At 48.2% G+C, this 15,569-nt stretch carries 15 protein-coding genes; 5 read left to right on the top strand and 10 right to left on the bottom strand.

Features of this window, described 5'->3' with window-relative positions; genetic code table 11:
• Nucleotide 1: 1 nt before the first annotated feature.
• The 3 genes from ACQQ6X_RS19850 to ACQQ6X_RS19860 all read right to left on the bottom strand — a co-directional run bounded on the left by ACQQ6X_RS19850 (nucleotide 2) and on the right by ACQQ6X_RS19860 (nucleotide 3,045).
• Entirely contained in the window at nucleotides 2-592 is a 591-nt protein-coding gene (locus tag ACQQ6X_RS19850; protein ID WP_305166726.1) for a sensor domain-containing protein, read from the bottom strand.
• Between the two features lie 468 nt (nucleotides 593-1,060).
• A complete protein-coding gene (locus ACQQ6X_RS19855; protein ID WP_305166727.1) occupies nucleotides 1,061-1,768 on the bottom strand; it encodes a WIAG-tail domain in 708 nt (235 codons plus the stop codon).
• A gap of 113 nt (nucleotides 1,769-1,881) precedes the next feature.
• Nucleotides 1,882-3,045, bottom strand: coding sequence for a glycosyltransferase family 4 protein (locus tag ACQQ6X_RS19860; protein WP_305166728.1), 1,164 nt, complete (start codon nucleotides 3,043-3,045; stop codon nucleotides 1,882-1,884).
• 205 nt (nucleotides 3,046-3,250) lie between these two features.
• On the opposite strand from ACQQ6X_RS19860, the gene ACQQ6X_RS19865 reads away from it, so the two are divergent.
• Nucleotides 3,251-4,378 carry a YheC/YheD family protein gene (locus ACQQ6X_RS19865; protein WP_305166729.1) on the top strand — a complete coding sequence of 376 codons (1,128 nt, stop codon included), beginning with the start codon at nucleotides 3,251-3,253 and terminating at the stop codon, nucleotides 4,376-4,378.
• An 88-nt stretch (nucleotides 4,379-4,466) separates the two neighbouring features.
• On the top strand, nucleotides 4,467-5,264 hold the full coding sequence (asd, locus tag ACQQ6X_RS19870) for an archaetidylserine decarboxylase (RefSeq protein ID WP_305166730.1): 798 nt from the start codon (nucleotides 4,467-4,469) through the stop codon (nucleotides 5,262-5,264).
• A 93-nt stretch (nucleotides 5,265-5,357) separates the two neighbouring features.
• Here asd and ACQQ6X_RS19875 read toward each other — a convergent pair whose 3' ends face one another.
• On the bottom strand, nucleotides 5,358-6,143 hold the full coding sequence (locus ACQQ6X_RS19875; protein ID WP_016820055.1) for a helix-turn-helix domain-containing protein: 786 nt from the start codon (nucleotides 6,141-6,143) through the stop codon (nucleotides 5,358-5,360).
• Between the two features lie 180 nt (nucleotides 6,144-6,323).
• Here ACQQ6X_RS19875 and ACQQ6X_RS19880 point away from each other — a divergent pair, with 180 nt between their 5' ends.
• A complete protein-coding gene (locus ACQQ6X_RS19880; RefSeq protein ID WP_305166731.1) occupies nucleotides 6,324-7,622 on the top strand; it encodes an aminotransferase class I/II-fold pyridoxal phosphate-dependent enzyme in 1,299 nt (432 codons plus the stop codon).
• Between the two features lie 102 nt (nucleotides 7,623-7,724).
• On the opposite strand, the gene ACQQ6X_RS19885 is transcribed toward ACQQ6X_RS19880, so the two are convergent.
• A complete protein-coding gene (locus tag ACQQ6X_RS19885; protein WP_305166732.1) occupies nucleotides 7,725-9,002 on the bottom strand; it encodes an ATP-binding protein in 1,278 nt (425 codons plus the stop codon).
• Between the two features lie 206 nt (nucleotides 9,003-9,208).
• Here ACQQ6X_RS19885 and ACQQ6X_RS19890 point away from each other — a divergent pair, with 206 nt between their 5' ends.
• Nucleotides 9,209-9,325, top strand: a complete 117-nt coding sequence (locus ACQQ6X_RS19890; protein ID WP_023990126.1) for a hypothetical protein — start codon at nucleotides 9,209-9,211, stop codon at nucleotides 9,323-9,325.
• Nucleotides 9,326-9,447: 122 nt separating this feature from the next.
• On the opposite strand, the gene ACQQ6X_RS19895 is transcribed toward ACQQ6X_RS19890, so the two are convergent.
• From ACQQ6X_RS19895 to ACQQ6X_RS19915, 5 genes are all read right to left on the bottom strand, one after another.
• On the bottom strand, nucleotides 9,448-10,671 hold the full coding sequence (locus ACQQ6X_RS19895; protein WP_305166733.1) for an ABC transporter permease: 1,224 nt from the start codon (nucleotides 10,669-10,671) through the stop codon (nucleotides 9,448-9,450).
• A 2-nt stretch (nucleotides 10,672-10,673) separates the two neighbouring features.
• Nucleotides 10,674-11,420: an ABC transporter ATP-binding protein gene (locus ACQQ6X_RS19900; RefSeq protein WP_305166734.1), complete on the bottom strand. Its 747-nt coding sequence runs from the start codon at nucleotides 11,418-11,420 to the stop codon at nucleotides 10,674-10,676.
• Between the two features lie 18 nt (nucleotides 11,421-11,438).
• Nucleotides 11,439-12,830 (bottom strand): DEAD/DEAH box helicase, encoded by a 1,392-nt coding sequence (locus ACQQ6X_RS19905; protein WP_305166735.1) that lies wholly within the window; start codon nucleotides 12,828-12,830, stop codon nucleotides 11,439-11,441.
• Nucleotides 12,831-12,951: 121 nt separating this feature from the next.
• Nucleotides 12,952-13,731, bottom strand: coding sequence for an SDR family NAD(P)-dependent oxidoreductase (locus ACQQ6X_RS19910; protein ID WP_305166736.1), 780 nt, complete (start codon nucleotides 13,729-13,731; stop codon nucleotides 12,952-12,954).
• Nucleotides 13,732-13,770: 39 nt separating this feature from the next.
• Nucleotides 13,771-14,229: a chemotaxis protein CheX gene (locus ACQQ6X_RS19915; RefSeq protein ID WP_305166737.1), complete on the bottom strand. Its 459-nt coding sequence runs from the start codon at nucleotides 14,227-14,229 to the stop codon at nucleotides 13,771-13,773.
• Between the two features lie 426 nt (nucleotides 14,230-14,655).
• Here ACQQ6X_RS19915 and ACQQ6X_RS19920 point away from each other — a divergent pair, with 426 nt between their 5' ends.
• The gene (locus ACQQ6X_RS19920; protein WP_016820048.1) at nucleotides 14,656-15,558 is read left to right on the top strand and encodes a LysR family transcriptional regulator; all 903 of its coding nucleotides are present in this window, start codon (nucleotides 14,656-14,658) and stop codon (nucleotides 15,556-15,558) included.
• Nucleotides 15,559-15,569 lie beyond the last annotated feature (11 nt).

The raw sequence follows: 15,569 nt of genomic DNA on the forward strand, positions 1-15,569 counted from the left end.
ATCACCTCTTAATAGCTTTAAACATGGAATGCGTGTACATTCCGACTATTTGAACTAAGCTGTTTCCAATGCGAGTATTGATCCAGACGAGAATACACCCAGCGAGCATGACACATATAGCCTTTTCCCATGAATCTACAGCGAATCCCCATAAGTATATATCAAGATGTTGAAAAAGTATCGGTGTAACGATAAATACGATCGGAGCTATGTACAGTATAACGGCACATATAAGGCTGATCACCCCAATAAAAAATTTCTGCATAAGCCAAAAAACGGCCCTCCAATTGCTACTATTAAGAATGGCTTCTCTCGCTTTCATCCATTTATCCCTTCCACTGTTTGTCCTTGTCAGGATCGGCTCTACCGATATATCCGTATAAACCTTCGTCTGAATGCGTTCATATTGGATAAACGTGTGAGATGTTCGCAACACACTCGCCAACAAGGGAACACCCACGAAGATAACCGTCATCCCCAACGCAAATGTAATACTGGCCAAATAGAAGCAAAAGTAAAACAGTCCAGACCCGAAGGTAAACAACAAAAAGTAGAAATCTTGCAACCTTTTGCGAGCTGATTCTTTCGTCATTTGATTCTCTCCTACTCTTTATTTTATTTGCTAATACGTTATAAATTGCCCCTCGAATCTAACTTGTTATCTGTCACATACGGTAGTGTCAAAGTGTCATATTTGTAGGTCATGACTATAAAAACAAGCCGTACTAAGCTCTTTTTTATGTCATGCATCATAAGATTGATCAAGATGTACAGCCGCTCAGGTGAAATTGCTCGACGCTGAGGATGCCTGAGCGGTCCAGTCCATTCAGGCACTTGCCTCTCAAGGAATCGTTAGACCCGGATACCAAGATTAATTCTGATGGCTCCTTTACTTCCGCTCGATTTAACCTTTGGCTATTAAGCTCTGCCTATTAGACATAAGTAAAAAAACGCTGTTCTTTCCTTATAGTTATAGGAAAGAACAGCGTTTTTTCATCCCTGTTTCAGTGTCTGAGGTGTTCTAACATGATCATAAATAAAAGCTGTATATATTTATTATCTATGATGTCCCCATCGCAATCCAGAGAATCCATCCCTCACATATCTGACCCGATTGTCTGCGTTCCACCGTAAGCACTGCTGAATTCCTCTGGCGCTGTGTAACAGACACCGTCACTCCCGGTACGCTCGCATTAGCGGTGATGACATATTGTGTGTCTATAAAGGGCTTCTCAAATCCAACGTTTACTTCACCTGTAACCGCCTGTGCAGGTAGATAAAAAGAAATGCTGCCACATTGGGGTGAAGTCGCTTTGTGAAAAGCTAGATCTTGCTCAGGCAATTGCATTCGCTGCTTTGGACGCTGTCTTCCTTCCGCGATATGAATACTGGTTATGGAACAATCCAGTAGTGAATCTTGCTCGTTCTGATCTTCCGCCTTCATAGACGTCATGTCGTTATCCGTTCCGTATTCGGTATCTGACTCAGGCACAGACAACAGCAGCACAGAGGCTCGATTCATCTGCATCGCTTCTTCCAGCGTTTTGGGAAGCTTATGCTTTCTCCATGCTGCTTCCTCTATAGCTTGAATCGGTGGATCCTTCTCTACAGGGACAGCTGCACTTGTCGTTCCACGATGAGTGGTTCTGTGACGGCCAGCAGGCGATGTCGCCTTCTCCTTGCTTACACGGGGAGAGGGAACTGTATTGGAAAGGTTACGCCGTGCTATTTTTTTATCCTTAGGGCTAGGGTTCGTGCGATGGTTCATGATGACCGCTCCTTTGACACAAGAGTGAACAGCGGGCGCTCCGCTTCGTTCACCCAGGTGGGAATCATGGCCTAATGCCTATGAGGTAGCCTATGCACGTAACCACGACCATGTCACTCCGTTGCGCAGTCTGTTATGATTTGAGCCCAGCGTTGTGCAGAGTGCTGCCATAAAAATTGTCTCCGCACCTCGTCCAGCCCGGCTTCTCCCATCTGCTGCCGTAATCCGGGCTGCTTGAGCAACCTAATGATGGCGTCAGCCATTTCTTGCTCACCGCGTGAGGGGTACACAAGGCAGCCTGTCTTCCCGTGCTGTATAACCTCCGGAATACCACCGATTCGTGATGCTACCACAGGCACTCCTGCCGCCATGGCTTCGAGATTGACCAGCCCGAAGGCTTCAGCTTCAATTGAAGGAACAGCCGTCACATCGGCTAACTGATATAACGAGGCCAATGCCGGATGCGGCACATAGCCCAGAAAGCGCACATGCCTCTCCAGCCTTAGTTTACGTATCTGCCGATGCAATGCCGCCGTGTACGGCGTGAGACGGTCGTGACCATAATAGGCGCTACCGGCTATGAGCAGCAACACGTCCGGACAGGTATGGACGACACGGCGGAGGGCGTTCAGCAGCCGATGAGCTCCCTTCCCTGGCATCAATCTGCCTGCATATAACACGATTCGGCGGCCAGACCAGCCGAAATCGTCCAATCGCGCCGACCTGAGCGCTTCTGCTGCAGGGGTCCACCGTGGTAGGAAATCGCCGGGATGAATCCCCAGCTTGTTGATGACGATGCGTTCCCTGACCGCATCGGGACTGTCAGCGGCCACAGTTGCCCCCAAATACGCACTGTTCACAATAATGCGATTCATCGCGAGCAGTATCCTACCCATGTCCTTTCGTTTGAGGTGAGGCTCCCGGATGAACGTGGTGGAATGCAAAGTCAGCACAACTTTGCGATCGGGCAATGCCTCGCGAATGGCATACGCAAATGCGGGGCGGTTGTGTACATCGATTACCGCAGGTAACCATCTCTTCAAATCAGCAATTACCTCGCGAATATAACTTGCTCCCCGCGTATAGCGCATACAAGGAATTCCGTCAATATCGCCGTGATCCGGTGTTTCTGCCCCTTTTATGCCATAGATCTGCGCCTGAAGCTTATGGCTAGCTAGCGGTACCATGTGAGCAATTACCCGCTCCACTGAACTGCTGCGAGGCGAAGGTATAACAAAAGAGCCCGGTGTAATGACTGCTACCTTCAGTCTCTGCATCACCTTACCTACTTTCCTCACCTTATTCCTTGACCCTTCAACACTCATCTTGTATCATATCGTTCCCTGCTCTGAAAGGTGCCTGGCTTCTACTTTGGGCATACCGCAAGGCTAGCGTCCATGCCTGGCCGACCTTTGATACATATGATGGACTAGAACCATAGTATGGTCAGTTGGAATGACGATAAGGAGGGCGGACATACTCATGTTGCATGTCGGCGTCATGCTCAACCCGGTAACTTATCGGGGCATTCCCGTCATGAAGACGCGATATGAATCCATCGCCAATTACGAAGAGGCCGGATTAAGCCACGAGTTAATCCCCTGCTTTCTTCGTCTGGAAGATATTCATATATCGACCGGAACATGCCGGGCTTTTGTTAAAAACGGCAACGAGTATCGGCAGATGACTCTCCCGTTGCCGCCAGTCATCCACAATCGGACTCTCTATCGGCAAAATGAAAATGCCCGCGACATCAACAAGTTGGTACACAAGGGATTTTATATTTTTAATGAACAAAATCGTTTTCGCAAAGATCATATACATGCAATTCTACAGGAAGACCCTCTGCTGCACCCCCACCTCCCCAAAACATTACAGGGCAACCTGTCCTCCATCCGTACCTTAATGGAGCAGACGGGGGATGTTGTAATTAAACCTAGCAGCGGCAGCGTGGGTAGAGGGATTATGCGGCTGAAGCATTCCAGCGGAAGCTGGACATTGCAATGCGCTCATCCAACGATACCTGAACGTTGGTCCACCCTGCGGTTAAATGTCGGAGAACTCCCTTTATTTCTGCATAAGCGACTGATGCATGTGCCTCATATCGTACAGCGAACCATTCCGCTTGCTCTGTGCGACAATCGTCCATTCGATATCCGTGTGACGGTTCAGCGCGGATATGGCGGAATTTGGGGGGTGACAGGCATGTTTGCCAAAATTGCACCATCCCACACTTTTGTCTCCAATGTAGCCCAAGGCGGTACGGCACGTTCCCTCCCCGAGGTGTTATCACGAACAGAGACAGTTCAAAACTCAAACATAGCCCGGCTGATGAATGAGCTAGAGAGACTCTCCTTGCAAATCGTCCATCGGTTGGCACAACACCTGCCCCGTCTCGCCGATGTCGGACTGGATCTGGGCATTACGCATGAAGGCAAGATTGTTTTCATCGAATGCAATGGTCGTGATCAGCGCTATGGCTTCAACCAGGCAGGTATGATTAATATCTGGAAAGAAACGTACGCTCAGCCGATGGCTCACGCCCGCTGGCTTCTCGAACGACTGTCTTCATCAGGTACCGAACGTTCACCCGACCGCCCCCTGTATTGATTTACGTCACATTCTGTGTCAATATAGTTCAGAGCGGCCGGACAGGTTCCGGCCAAGACGGCTCGGATATGAACAAGGGGGATCTGTAATGGCAAAACAGTGGCTGCGGCTTATGACGGAGCTATCATCGCGCAAGTGGGTGTGCCGGATTGTGGGCTCCTTCGCGCAAAGCGGTGCAAGCCGACTTTTTATCCCCACCTTTATACGTACGTACCAGATCCAGACGCATGAGGCGGAACAGGATTGGAAAGAATACCGCTCCCTGAACGCCTATTTTACACGCAAATTAAAAGCGGGCATGCGCCCGATTGATACGAACGCCGAGGTGATGACCAGTCCGGTGGATGCACGGATTACTTTTACCGGCCCAATTACGTCCGGCACTCTTTTGAATGTCAAGGGACAGGACTATACGCTGGAAGAACTTCTTAATCGCTCTCCACGTCTCGAGAAATACACACACGGCTATGCTTTTGTGCTTTATCTGAGCCCGACAGATTACCATCGCATTCATGCACCGGTATCCGGTACACTGGTTGAGAAGGAGCATCTGCGCGGCAAAGTATATCCAGTGAATGACTTCGGCTTGCAGCATATGAGGGGAGTTCTTAGCCGCAATGAACGACAGATTACGTACATTGCCCACGAATATGGTGAAGTCGCGGTCGTCAAGGTTGGCGCAATGAATGTGAGCAGCATCAAATATACAGATGAAAAAGCGGTCTCATGGACAAAAGGCGACGACCTCGCCTATTTCGAATTTGGCTCAACCGTCGTTTTGCTAACTGAAAACGACACGTTTGAGCCCGACCCCGCATTGAAGCTGGGGGATGTGGTGAAAATGGGACAACGTCTTGGTAGCTTTCGGCACGATTCCAAAGCCTAAATGACGGATTGTAACAAAAAAATGAAAAAGGACCCAGCGTAACTGCTCGGGTTCTTTTTCATTATCTTTTGCATTCGTCATGCGTTAATAGCCTTATCGAATTTCAGACGGACTTTTTCCTGTATACTGCTTAAATTGGCGGCTGAAGAAAAAGATGTCACGGTACCCCAGAGCCTCTGCCACCTCGGTTACATTCATTCCGGCATGCAGCAATAAATGCTGCGCGCGCTCAATCCGCATGCTGATAATATGAGATTGCACGGAAACACCCAGCAGCTCCTTGAATTTTATCGAAAAATAACGCGGTGACAGCCCTGCCCGTGCTGCCAAATCCTCAACGCGATGAGGAAGTCCAGGATGCTGGCGCACATAATTGGCCGTTTCTCGAATGACCTCGGTCAGCTGGTTACTGGCCTGTTGCTCCTGCGGTTCCTTACGGTCTGCACGCAGCAGATGAATCATCAGTTGCTTCAGGATCAGCCTGCCTTCCTCGTCAGCTCCATAGGCACGTTCCAGACGCAGACGGACATATCTGGCAAGCATGTGCTCCACCTCGAACGTTTCCTCCAGCATACGGTAGCTCGCTGGAATTTGCTTGGGTTGCTCGGTGAGATCAAAATGAATATAAGTAAGTATGAGCGGCTTTTGCGGATTATGTGTGGCACGGGTATCGTCTCCTGGCTTGAACAGAAAGCAGCTGCCCTTGCTCACCGGATAGGCTTCCCCATTTAATACAACCGTTCCTTCTCCGCTCCATACATAAAATAAATCATAGTTTGGCATCGGCTTCTCGCGTACCTGCCATTTCCAGCCCGGCTCGCACACGATTTTGGCAAAGGCCGGCAGCAGGATAAACGATGACGCAGATGTATCCAGCAAAATCTGCACCTCCTTTTGTTCATCTCTGGTTGTCCTGTTATCCCGTCATTTTATAATATAAGCGCAGCGCCACGATTAAGCAAAAAATCCGCTTTTGCGGCCCCTGATGCTTGTGCGTGACGCTTACCGTGTGTAATGCTATAATATGTAATCAAAATGACTTGGAAGGATGAAACGGGAATGAATCCACTGGCAGCGCAGTTAAATCAAAACATTCAGACAGGCAACGAGCATGTATATCAAATGCTTTCTCTTTTAGGTAAAGAGATTTATTTTCCAAAGGAAGGGATTTTGAGTCAATCTGCCGAAGCAGGGAAACTTGCCAAAAAATATAATGCTACGATCGGGATTGCTACTGAAGGCAATGGCCCTATGCATTTGGAGGTTATTCAGGAAAAGCTGTCCGCTTATAGCCCCAAGGATTTATATCCTTACGCTCCTCCGGCGGGCAAGCCTGAACTTCGTAGCGTATGGCGTGAAAAAATGCTAAAGGAAAACCCTTCGCTGGCTGGAAAAGGTTACGGCCTCCCTGTAGTTACGAACGCGCTGACCCACGGTTTGAGCATTGTTGCCGACCTGTTTACGGATGAAGGAGATGCTGTCATTTATCCGGATAAAAACTGGGAAAACTATGAACTGACTTTCGGTATTCGCCGTCATGGACGCTTAGTGAATTTCACGTTATTCACAGAGGATTACCGTTTTAATAGTGAGGGATTACGCGACGCACTATTGGCGCAGAAAGAATACGGCAAAGCGATCGTTGTACTGAACTTCCCGAACAACCCGACAGGCTACACACCGGGCATTGAGGAGGGTAAAGAAATTGTTGCTGCCATTCAGGAAGCGGCTGAAGCAGGCATCAATGTCGTAGTTGTGACAGATGACGCTTATTTTGGCCTGTTCTTTGAGGACTCCCTGCATGAATCACTATTCGGTCAGCTAGCCGGACTTCACCCGAGAATTTTACCAGTCAAAATTGACGGAGCTACCAAAGAAGAATTCGTTTGGGGCTTCCGTGTCGGATTTATTACCTTTGCTTCGGAGCATCAAGATGTACTGAGCGCACTGGAACAAAAAACACTAGGGATTATCCGGGCAACGATTTCGAGCGGTCCTCACCCGTCTCAAACCTTCGTACTGGATGCACTTAAATCACCTGATTTTGAACAGCAAAAAAATGAAAAGTTCCAAATTATGAAGGGGCGGGCTAATAAAGTCAAAGCGTTGCTCGATAGCGGAAAATACGGAGATGTATGGAGCTACTATCCTTTTAATTCAGGCTATTTTATGTGTCTCAAGCTGAACGGCTTGTCTGCTGAACGACTACGTACACATTTGCTGGAACAATATGGAGTAGGGACAATTGCACTGGGTGAATACGATCTTCGTATCGCATTCTCCTGTATCGAAGAAGAGTATCTAGAAGACCTGTATGATATTGTGTATCGTGGTGCACAAGATTTGTTGAACGCCTAAGCTGTATCAGGTTAAATATATAGCATAAATCAGCGGTATGCCGGATATCAGGGCATACCGCTTTTTGCTGGCTTGAACCATAGTCACATCCATCCAAACAGTTTATCCTTCCGCAGCGAGCAGAGATTCCTCTGCCAGTGGCAGCAGAATGACGACCTTCGTTCCGACTCCAGGTTCACTTTCATAGCGTATACTCCCGTTCATAGCTTCAATGATTCGAAAAGAAACGACGGTTCCCAGCCCTGTCCCTACCTCTTTGGTCGAAAAAAACAAAGTCCCTACTCGTTCGAGATGCTCCTGGCTCATGCCTTTTCCAGTATCCCTGATACTCAGACATGCCTGTTCTTCCTGAATTGCCAGCTTTATGTATACCCTGCCCCCGTCTTCCGCAGCTTCAATCGCATTTTTTGTCACATGTATTAACGCCTGTAACAGTTGGTTACGATCTGTATGTACGTAAATTTCATTCCTTAGCTCTGTATACAGCCTTACGCCTTGCTTGGTTGCCATTGGTTTCAGAAGTAAAACGATCTGTTCAACCATGCCCGAAAGGTCCATCCGTTCTGTGTTCCCGATCTGTGGTCTGGACAAGTTCAAATAATCGCTAATAATTCTTTCAGCCCGATCCACCTCTGCCAGTGCCAAAGCAACATATCTGCGATTTTTCCCTTCTAATCCTGACTGAACCATTTGCAGGAACCCTTTTACCACTGTTAAAGGATTCCGTACTTCATGAGCCATAGAGGCTGCCAGTTCACCCAACGTATTCAGACGCTCGGCATATTTAATTTTTCTTCTCATTTCTTCCCGCTCCAAACTAAACTCCATCCAGAAAGAAGAGGCTCCAATACTTAAGAATTGAATCACACCGAACCAGAGTATTGAGCGAATCAGCTCAATCTCATCCTCATCCAGTCTGCCATTGATCCAAGAATGTATCAAAAGAAAAATCAGCATGACCCCAGTGATCCATATACTCATTACCATATTCATGCCCACTCGAAGCAACATACTTTTGAGCTGCATAAATTTTTTTCTTACCAAGAGAGGTCCCAAATAACACAACATCATGCTCGGAAGCCCCACCACCATAGACTCAGGGCCTACATACATACGAGCCATTACCATTAGCGTCACATTCATTAGCCCTGCCTTAGGACCAAAATATAAAACTGAAAGAATCAAAGGAACATACCGAAGATCCCAATATAATCCGTACCAAATGTACGAAAATATAAGGCAAAGCACTGAAGAAACACCCAGCACCCCTCCCATAAGCAACGGGGCATGCTTCTTATGCCGATGATCCGACAAAGCACTGTATACGAGTAACGGTACAAACACAAGAAATATGTTTACGAGCAGCTTATCTACCAGCATCTCGTCCTTCCCACTTTCTAAGTGATAATGATTACATACTTCTTCTATTCTCGATAATACGTACCTTTTCCTCTCTCATCTCCTGGAACTGATGAAAAATATAGGGCGATTCGGCAACGCACCTGAGCATTGGCCCACGCAATCCGAAAACCCACTTCATAAGATACGATGTATCCTTTATCACAATGACCGAGAGGAGAATGAGCATGGGAGCAGAAGAAACAAGAGGCGGTTATGGTGGTTACGGAGCATTCACAAGCACAGGAACCATTTTGGTACTGTTCATTTTGTTAGTTATCATCAGCAAAACAATCTTCATCTAAGCAAACGATATCTGCACCCACGACTACCATAGCAGCAAATGCACAAAAAAAGGCTAATTCGCAGACAGCTCAGCTTTTGCTGCTTGGCGGATTAGCCTTTCCTTTATTCACCCAGATCTGGATCACACTTCTTCCTCATCTTGTCCGTCCAAACGCCATTTTTTGGCTTGAGTGCCTCGAATCAGCAACACAACCAGAACTCCCCCAACCAATGTGAGCAATGTAGTCAGCAGATCTTCCGTTCCTTTGGCTAGAAAAGGAAGCCATAGCACCACAGCAGCCGGCAGCGTCAACCGAACAACAAAGTCAAGAAAAGACGCACGGCGACTATGCACAGGAATCGGATATAGCTGAAGCCACAACGAATCCTTGTGGTACTGTCTTAATGAAGTAATCTGAACACCTATGAGGAATATGAAAAATAAATATACGGCAATCCCGATCCAACCAGCATGGGTGATGTATATAATTAATAGACCCAGAATGCCAAGCCGAATGACAATGCCTGCTGGCTCTGTACGCAAGAACGTTTTGAATAACAAATAACGGTATGCTCCCCTTCTGTTCCAGGGTATGTTACCCCCCAGCCAGGACAGCCAGCGGCGTGGCGTCACTCTCTGCGTAAGGGCAGGTACATCAACAAACCAGCCCAACGTACGCATCACGCGAGCAGCCTGCATCCCCTCTGTGCGGATCAGTTTTTCCCAAGCCACTAGCAGTTTGACCGGCAAACGCAGCACAAGCACATATACCACGCCGACCAATAGGATAAATGGCAAGCTGTGTAGCGGAGGCTGCCATAGCCAAGCGGCTACCGTCAGCACAGCCAGCACCCACCGCAGCAGACGATAGCCTACACTGCCGCCAACCGATACCATGCGAAGCTCTTGCCAGCCACCGTAGCTGAATAGCAGCTTCAGCAGCACGAGCAGCAGCAGAGTCAGTAGCAGCGGCTTAGGCGCAGCATCACTGCGGATATACAGCGGCCACAAGATAATCGTCAGCAGCAGCAGACCGAATATTTTATACACCACGCCCCGAATCCGGCTGGCCTTAAAATACTGGTGCATCGCGTGCTCCTGCGGACGAAGAAAGACAATATCGGCTGCATCCAAATACGTTCGAAAGCTCGCATGAGCAATTGGAATAGCTACAATAAGCATAATCCAGCGGATGGGCAAATCCGGCGGAATATGCATCAGTAAGGACGTGTACCATGCGGCAAAGGCAATCAGCGCAAAGCCGAAGACTACCGCTAGGCCGCTCTGAATGACATAGCCCAGATAAGGCAGCACCTGTCCCCAGAACGCTACACGTCTTTCTTTATGCAAACGTTGCAAATCCATGCTCATTCCCTGCCTTGTACCAGCTCATAAAATGCATCTTCCAGCGGCATGCCCGGCTTACCCGCTTGTGCTGTCACTTCGTCCAGCGTACCCTGTGCGATGATGGCACCCTGATGAAGCACAATGAAGCGATCGCAATAATTTTCAATCGTAGACAAAATATGAGAACTGAGCAAAATAGACGAGCCCGAACGCTTCATCTCCAACATAAAATCAAGCAAGGAGCGAATGCCAAGCGGGTCCAATCCCAAAAAAGGCTCATCGATGACATACAGCGGCGGTCCTGCTAAAAATGCGCACATAATCATCACTTTTTGGCGCATCCCTTTGGAGAGATGCATCGACATACTTCCACTTTTATCCCGCATGCGGAACAAGTCCAGCATTTGATCACTGCGCGTACGGAAATCTGCCTCGCTGACCCCGTACGCTCTGGCCGTAAACTCCATATGCTCCATCACTGTCATTTCAGGATACAGTTCTGGAGCTTCGGGTACAAAAGCAATAGCTCCCTGATACGCTTCGGGATTCTCATCCTGCTTATGCCCCTGCACGCGAATTTCTCCTGCCTGCGGTGTCATTAGTCCCAAAATATGCTTCATGGTCGTACTTTTCCCGGCCCCGTTCAGACCGATCAGTCCCACCATTTCACCCGGCCTCACATCAAGCGTAATCTGATGCAGCACTGGACGCTTGGCACTGTACCCACCGGTCAGTCCGTTAATTTGCAACACAGGCTGTTGTTCCATGGCTCCCCCTCTTCTCCCTTATTTGTTCGGTTTTGATCCTTTTTCCTTCAGCCATCTTGGCGCACCCTTGTTTTTGCGATCACGCTCACGCTGTGCCTTTCCTGCCTTGGATAAAGCTGCTCCTTTGCTCTTGCCTGGAGCTGAACCGTTCACAGAATTCCTGCCTGGACGGCCGCTATCATTCCGAACAGGTGCTTTGCGGTTTTCCGTCGACGCTCCATCAGACATGGATCTGGTTTCAGATGGCCTTACAGGGGCACGCTTGGCATCGGCCGGACGCGGCACCACAACTCGACCTCCATAAAGCGCACGCTCTGCAATGTCAATCCCCAGTTCACGAGAAAACTTACGCATGATAAATGTTTCGCGGTCGGTCACCACCGACACTACTAATCCTTTGCGTCCCATACGTCCTGTCCGCCCTGCGCGGTGAACATAAGCTTGACTATCTGTAGCCGGGTCAAAATGAATGACCATTTCAAGTCCTTCAATATCCAGACCACGGGCTGCCACATCGGAAGCGACCAGCACTTTGAGCTTGTCCTCGCGGAATCGGGCCAACACGTTGCTGCGCGTGACTTTATCCGCATCTCCATACAAGGATGCCGTAGTTAGACCCATGTGCTTGAGCTTGGCTTCAATCTCTCCGATGGCATTGGTCGTATTCACAAATACTAGCGCTTTTCTCGGATTAAAATGACGTACCAAACGGCGCAGCATATCCACCTTATCCCGTTCTTCGGATACAAAGTAGTAGTGTTCCAATCCACTGGCCGTCTTCTGGTCAGGATCAATTCCGATTTCTACGTAATCCGGCATCTCCCGCTTTGCCAGCGCCTGGATTTCATCGTTCAGCGTTGCGGACAGGAATACCAATTGACGATCACGCTGGGCGGAGCCCAGTATGTTGGTCACATCGCCTGCTCCGCCGAGCTGGAACATCTGATCCACCTCATCGATGACAATCGTTGTAATATTGTGCATCTTCAGCTTTTTCGAAGCGATGAGTTCCCGTACACGTCCTGGTGTGCCCACCACAAGCTGCGGGTGATCCTTTAGCTTTTCAATTTGCCGTTTGATAGCCGCCCCACCGATCAGACCCAATACACGGATTCCACGATGCTCTCCGTAGCGCTGACCCTCACGTACAATTTGCATGGCCAACTCCTGGCTTGGAGCCAGTATCAGCTTTTGTGTGGCCTTTTTCTGTGGGTCAATCGCTTGCAGCAGGGGTAGCAAATAAGCCAGCGTTTTGCCTGTGCCGGTTTGTGAGCGCGCTAATACATGCTTTCCCTTCATTATTTCCGGTATAGCCTCTGCCTGAACTGGCGAAGGCTGTGTAATTTCATGCTCGGTCAGTTTGTCCAGCAGATCTTGTTCAACGCCGAGCGCTTCAAAATTCAATGTCATGAAAAGGTCCAACCCCTATACGTAAATTCGTTACTCTCCATTATATGCGAAAACAGCCCTGTTACCAAATCACAAAAATAAAAGATGTCCCTCGCCATGCCTAATGGCTACGGGACATCTTTTATTTCTTATTCATCACGCCATGCCCCAGCCTGTCGATCAGTCTGGGAGCTAGCTGATACAGCTTGAGAAAAGGAGATACCCACTGTGGCAGATTAACCTCCTCCTTGCGAAGCTCCATCGCTCTTACGATATGCTGTGCTACCTTATCAGGTTTCAGCATAAACCAGCTAATATTCCGCACATAACCGCCTGAAGGATCTGCCAGCTCAAAGAACGGGGTATCAATCGGTCCGGGGTTAATCGTCGTTACAGTCACTCCACTTCCGCGCAGCTCTTGCCGGAGCGCATTGCTGAAACCGAGCAACGCATGCTTCGTGGCTGTATAAGAAGCCGATTTGGCTGTTCCGATTTTTCCGGCCATTGATGCTACATTCACAATCTGCCCATCGTTCCGCTCTGTCATTTGCGGCAGAAACGCCTTGATGCAGCGAACAACCCCCATATAGTTCACGTCCATCATTTGCTCAAACTCTGACAGGGCGGTTTCATTAAAATACTCAAACTTTCCGTACCCCGCATTGTTGAGCAATATATCAACCCGTCCGTACTCTCCCAATACTCGTGCAGCAACAGCCTCTACCTGCTCCTGGCGGGTAACGTCCAGTGGAATCAGCTCATGCCTGCCGCTGATTCCCGCAGATACTTGCTTCAGTCGCTCCTGCGAGCGCGCTGTTAAAATAGGGATTGCGCCCTTTGCGCTCAACAACTGAGCACAAAGGGCGCCAATCCCACTGGATGCACCTGTAATCACAATTACCTTATCCTGCAATGTACTCATGGTCATCCCTCCACATTAAAGAAACTCACTTCTTTAATATTAAGAGATCATCACCTGAATATCCAGCTCACCGATTCCTTCCACCGTAAGCGGAATACAAAGGGCACGCTGTGGCACGAAAGTGGTCAAGTTTTCTGATTTCATGACCTGCGGAGGGGTGATATCCACGACAATTCCTTGGCTGGACAAAATGGTACTGGCATTGCCACTAATCATGTTGCCCAATTCCGAAATCGCGCTTTTCCCCATTTCATCAATTTCAGTCAACACAAATCCGCCCATCATCGCTGATACCATACGTAGCGCCACCTGTTCATTCAGGCCGAACACAATATTTCCGCTAAGCTGTCCGGTCATCCCGATCATAATCCAAATGTGGTCGTCCACCAGCTCAACATTTTTCACACCGAGATTTCCGGGTAAAGGAGATACTTGGATCAACTGTTCAATGACCCGTCTCGCCGACTCCAAAAAAGGATTTATCACTTCTGCCTTCACGATCATTGCGCCCCTTTACGATGGGCTTTTAGACACACAACAAAAGTCCCATTTAAATTTGAGTTTTTTAGTTAAATAACGCTGTTTAACGACTCGACCTGTAATAAAATACTCTCTCTATCACTTATCGACAGCAGTCCGGCAATTTTTTATAGCTAAATCACAAAAAATTGTGAGTAATGTCCTATATCCTTGCTTCACACCGAATTTAGATTGGTTATTTTTGAAGCATATCAGGACTTTAGTCTTTATTTCCCAATATACCACACTTTACGGTGCATTGCTCCGATTCATTGCCCTTCCTGCTCGAATAACCTATAATCTAATGAAATAAAGCATAACGATGGTTTTACATATAAACAAGTAGATTGGCTAAACTCAGTCTATATAGCTGCGACAAGCTAAAGAAAAGAGAGGAGGAACTTCATGAACATCAGTCAACTTGAAACGCTTATCATGATTTCCAAAACGATGAGCTTCCGTAAAGCCGGAGAACTTCTCAATTTGACGCAGCCGGCGGTGTCCGCCCAAATCAAAAGTCTGGAGGATGAGTTCAAAACCATTCTGATTGACCGCAACCAGCCCGTCACCCTGACCGACCGGGGAGTTGTTTTTTTGGAACACGCCGAGCGCATATTGGAGGTTGTTGAGGAATTAAGACAGAGATTGTACGATCTGAACGAAACACCGCAGGGCCACATTGCGCTGGGTACCACAACATCCATCGCCATTCAAATTTTACCGCGTGTGCTCTCCTACTTTCAGGATCAGTTCCCCCTCATCAAAACCTCCATTCAATCCATGGCTTCCTCAATGATCTATCAGCAGGTGGAGAACGGACTTATTGATGTTGGTATTGGTTATCTGATCGAACGTAATCCTAATCTAAGCACTTCGGTCCTGTATTATGACTCCTTTGAACTTGTCGTGTCTCCTACGCATCCGCTGGCCTCGCAACCACACGCTACCATTGAAGCCCTTCGGGAAATTCCGCTCATTCTGCTCTCTCCCGATACGGTAGGACGGAAATTCGTGGACGATGTTTTTAAAAAGCACCAAATCGTGCCCCATGTCGTGATCGAGTTGTCCAGTAGCGAGGAAGTCAAACGGATGGTCGAAATCAATCTTGGTGCTGCCATCATTTCCAGACTGTCAGTCACTTCTGAACTGCGTACAGGTACATTAAAAATGATCCATATCCCCGAGTTGGAGGTTAGTCATCCGGTAGGGGTGATTTATAAATCCGGCCGATATCTAAACTCAGCAATGCAGCAATTTTTAAGCGATCTGAAGGGGATGCCTGAGACGAATTTCACCAGTTCTGAATAACGTAATTCGCT

Origin of the sequence: Paenibacillus ottowii, assembly GCF_050516475.1 — a bacterium.
GTDB lineage: Bacteria > Bacillota > Bacilli > Paenibacillales > Paenibacillaceae > Paenibacillus > Paenibacillus ottowii.

Bases quoted from the DNA above. Each gene is read 5' to 3' on its own strand.
- ACQQ6X_RS19920 (WP_016820048.1), top strand. From the start codon at position 14,656: ATGAACATCAGTCAACTTGAAACGCTTATCATGATTTCCAAAACGATG.
- ACQQ6X_RS19860 (WP_305166728.1), bottom strand. From the start codon at position 3,045: ATGCAGAGACTGAAGGTAGCAGTCATTACACCGGGCTCTTTTGTTATA.
- ACQQ6X_RS19905 (WP_305166735.1), bottom strand. From the start codon at position 12,830: ATGACATTGAATTTTGAAGCGCTCGGCGTTGAACAAGATCTGCTGGAC.
- ACQQ6X_RS19855 (WP_305166727.1), bottom strand. From the start codon at position 1,768: ATGAACCATCGCACGAACCCTAGCCCTAAGGATAAAAAAATAGCACGG.
- ACQQ6X_RS19885 (WP_305166732.1), bottom strand. From the start codon at position 9,002: ATGCTGGTAGATAAGCTGCTCGTAAACATATTTCTTGTGTTTGTACCG.
- ACQQ6X_RS19865 (WP_305166729.1), top strand. From the start codon at position 3,251: ATGTTGCATGTCGGCGTCATGCTCAACCCGGTAACTTATCGGGGCATT.
- ACQQ6X_RS19895 (WP_305166733.1), bottom strand. From the start codon at position 10,671: ATGGATTTGCAACGTTTGCATAAAGAAAGACGTGTAGCGTTCTGGGGA.
- ACQQ6X_RS19850 (WP_305166726.1), bottom strand. From the start codon at position 592: ATGACGAAAGAATCAGCTCGCAAAAGGTTGCAAGATTTCTACTTTTTG.
- ACQQ6X_RS19880 (WP_305166731.1), top strand. From the start codon at position 6,324: ATGAATCCACTGGCAGCGCAGTTAAATCAAAACATTCAGACAGGCAAC.
- ACQQ6X_RS19910 (WP_305166736.1), bottom strand. From the start codon at position 13,731: ATGAGTACATTGCAGGATAAGGTAATTGTGATTACAGGTGCATCCAGT.
- ACQQ6X_RS19890 (WP_023990126.1), top strand. From the start codon at position 9,209: ATGGGAGCAGAAGAAACAAGAGGCGGTTATGGTGGTTACGGAGCATTC.
- asd (WP_305166730.1), top strand. From the start codon at position 4,467: ATGGCAAAACAGTGGCTGCGGCTTATGACGGAGCTATCATCGCGCAAG.
- ACQQ6X_RS19900 (WP_305166734.1), bottom strand. From the start codon at position 11,420: ATGGAACAACAGCCTGTGTTGCAAATTAACGGACTGACCGGTGGGTAC.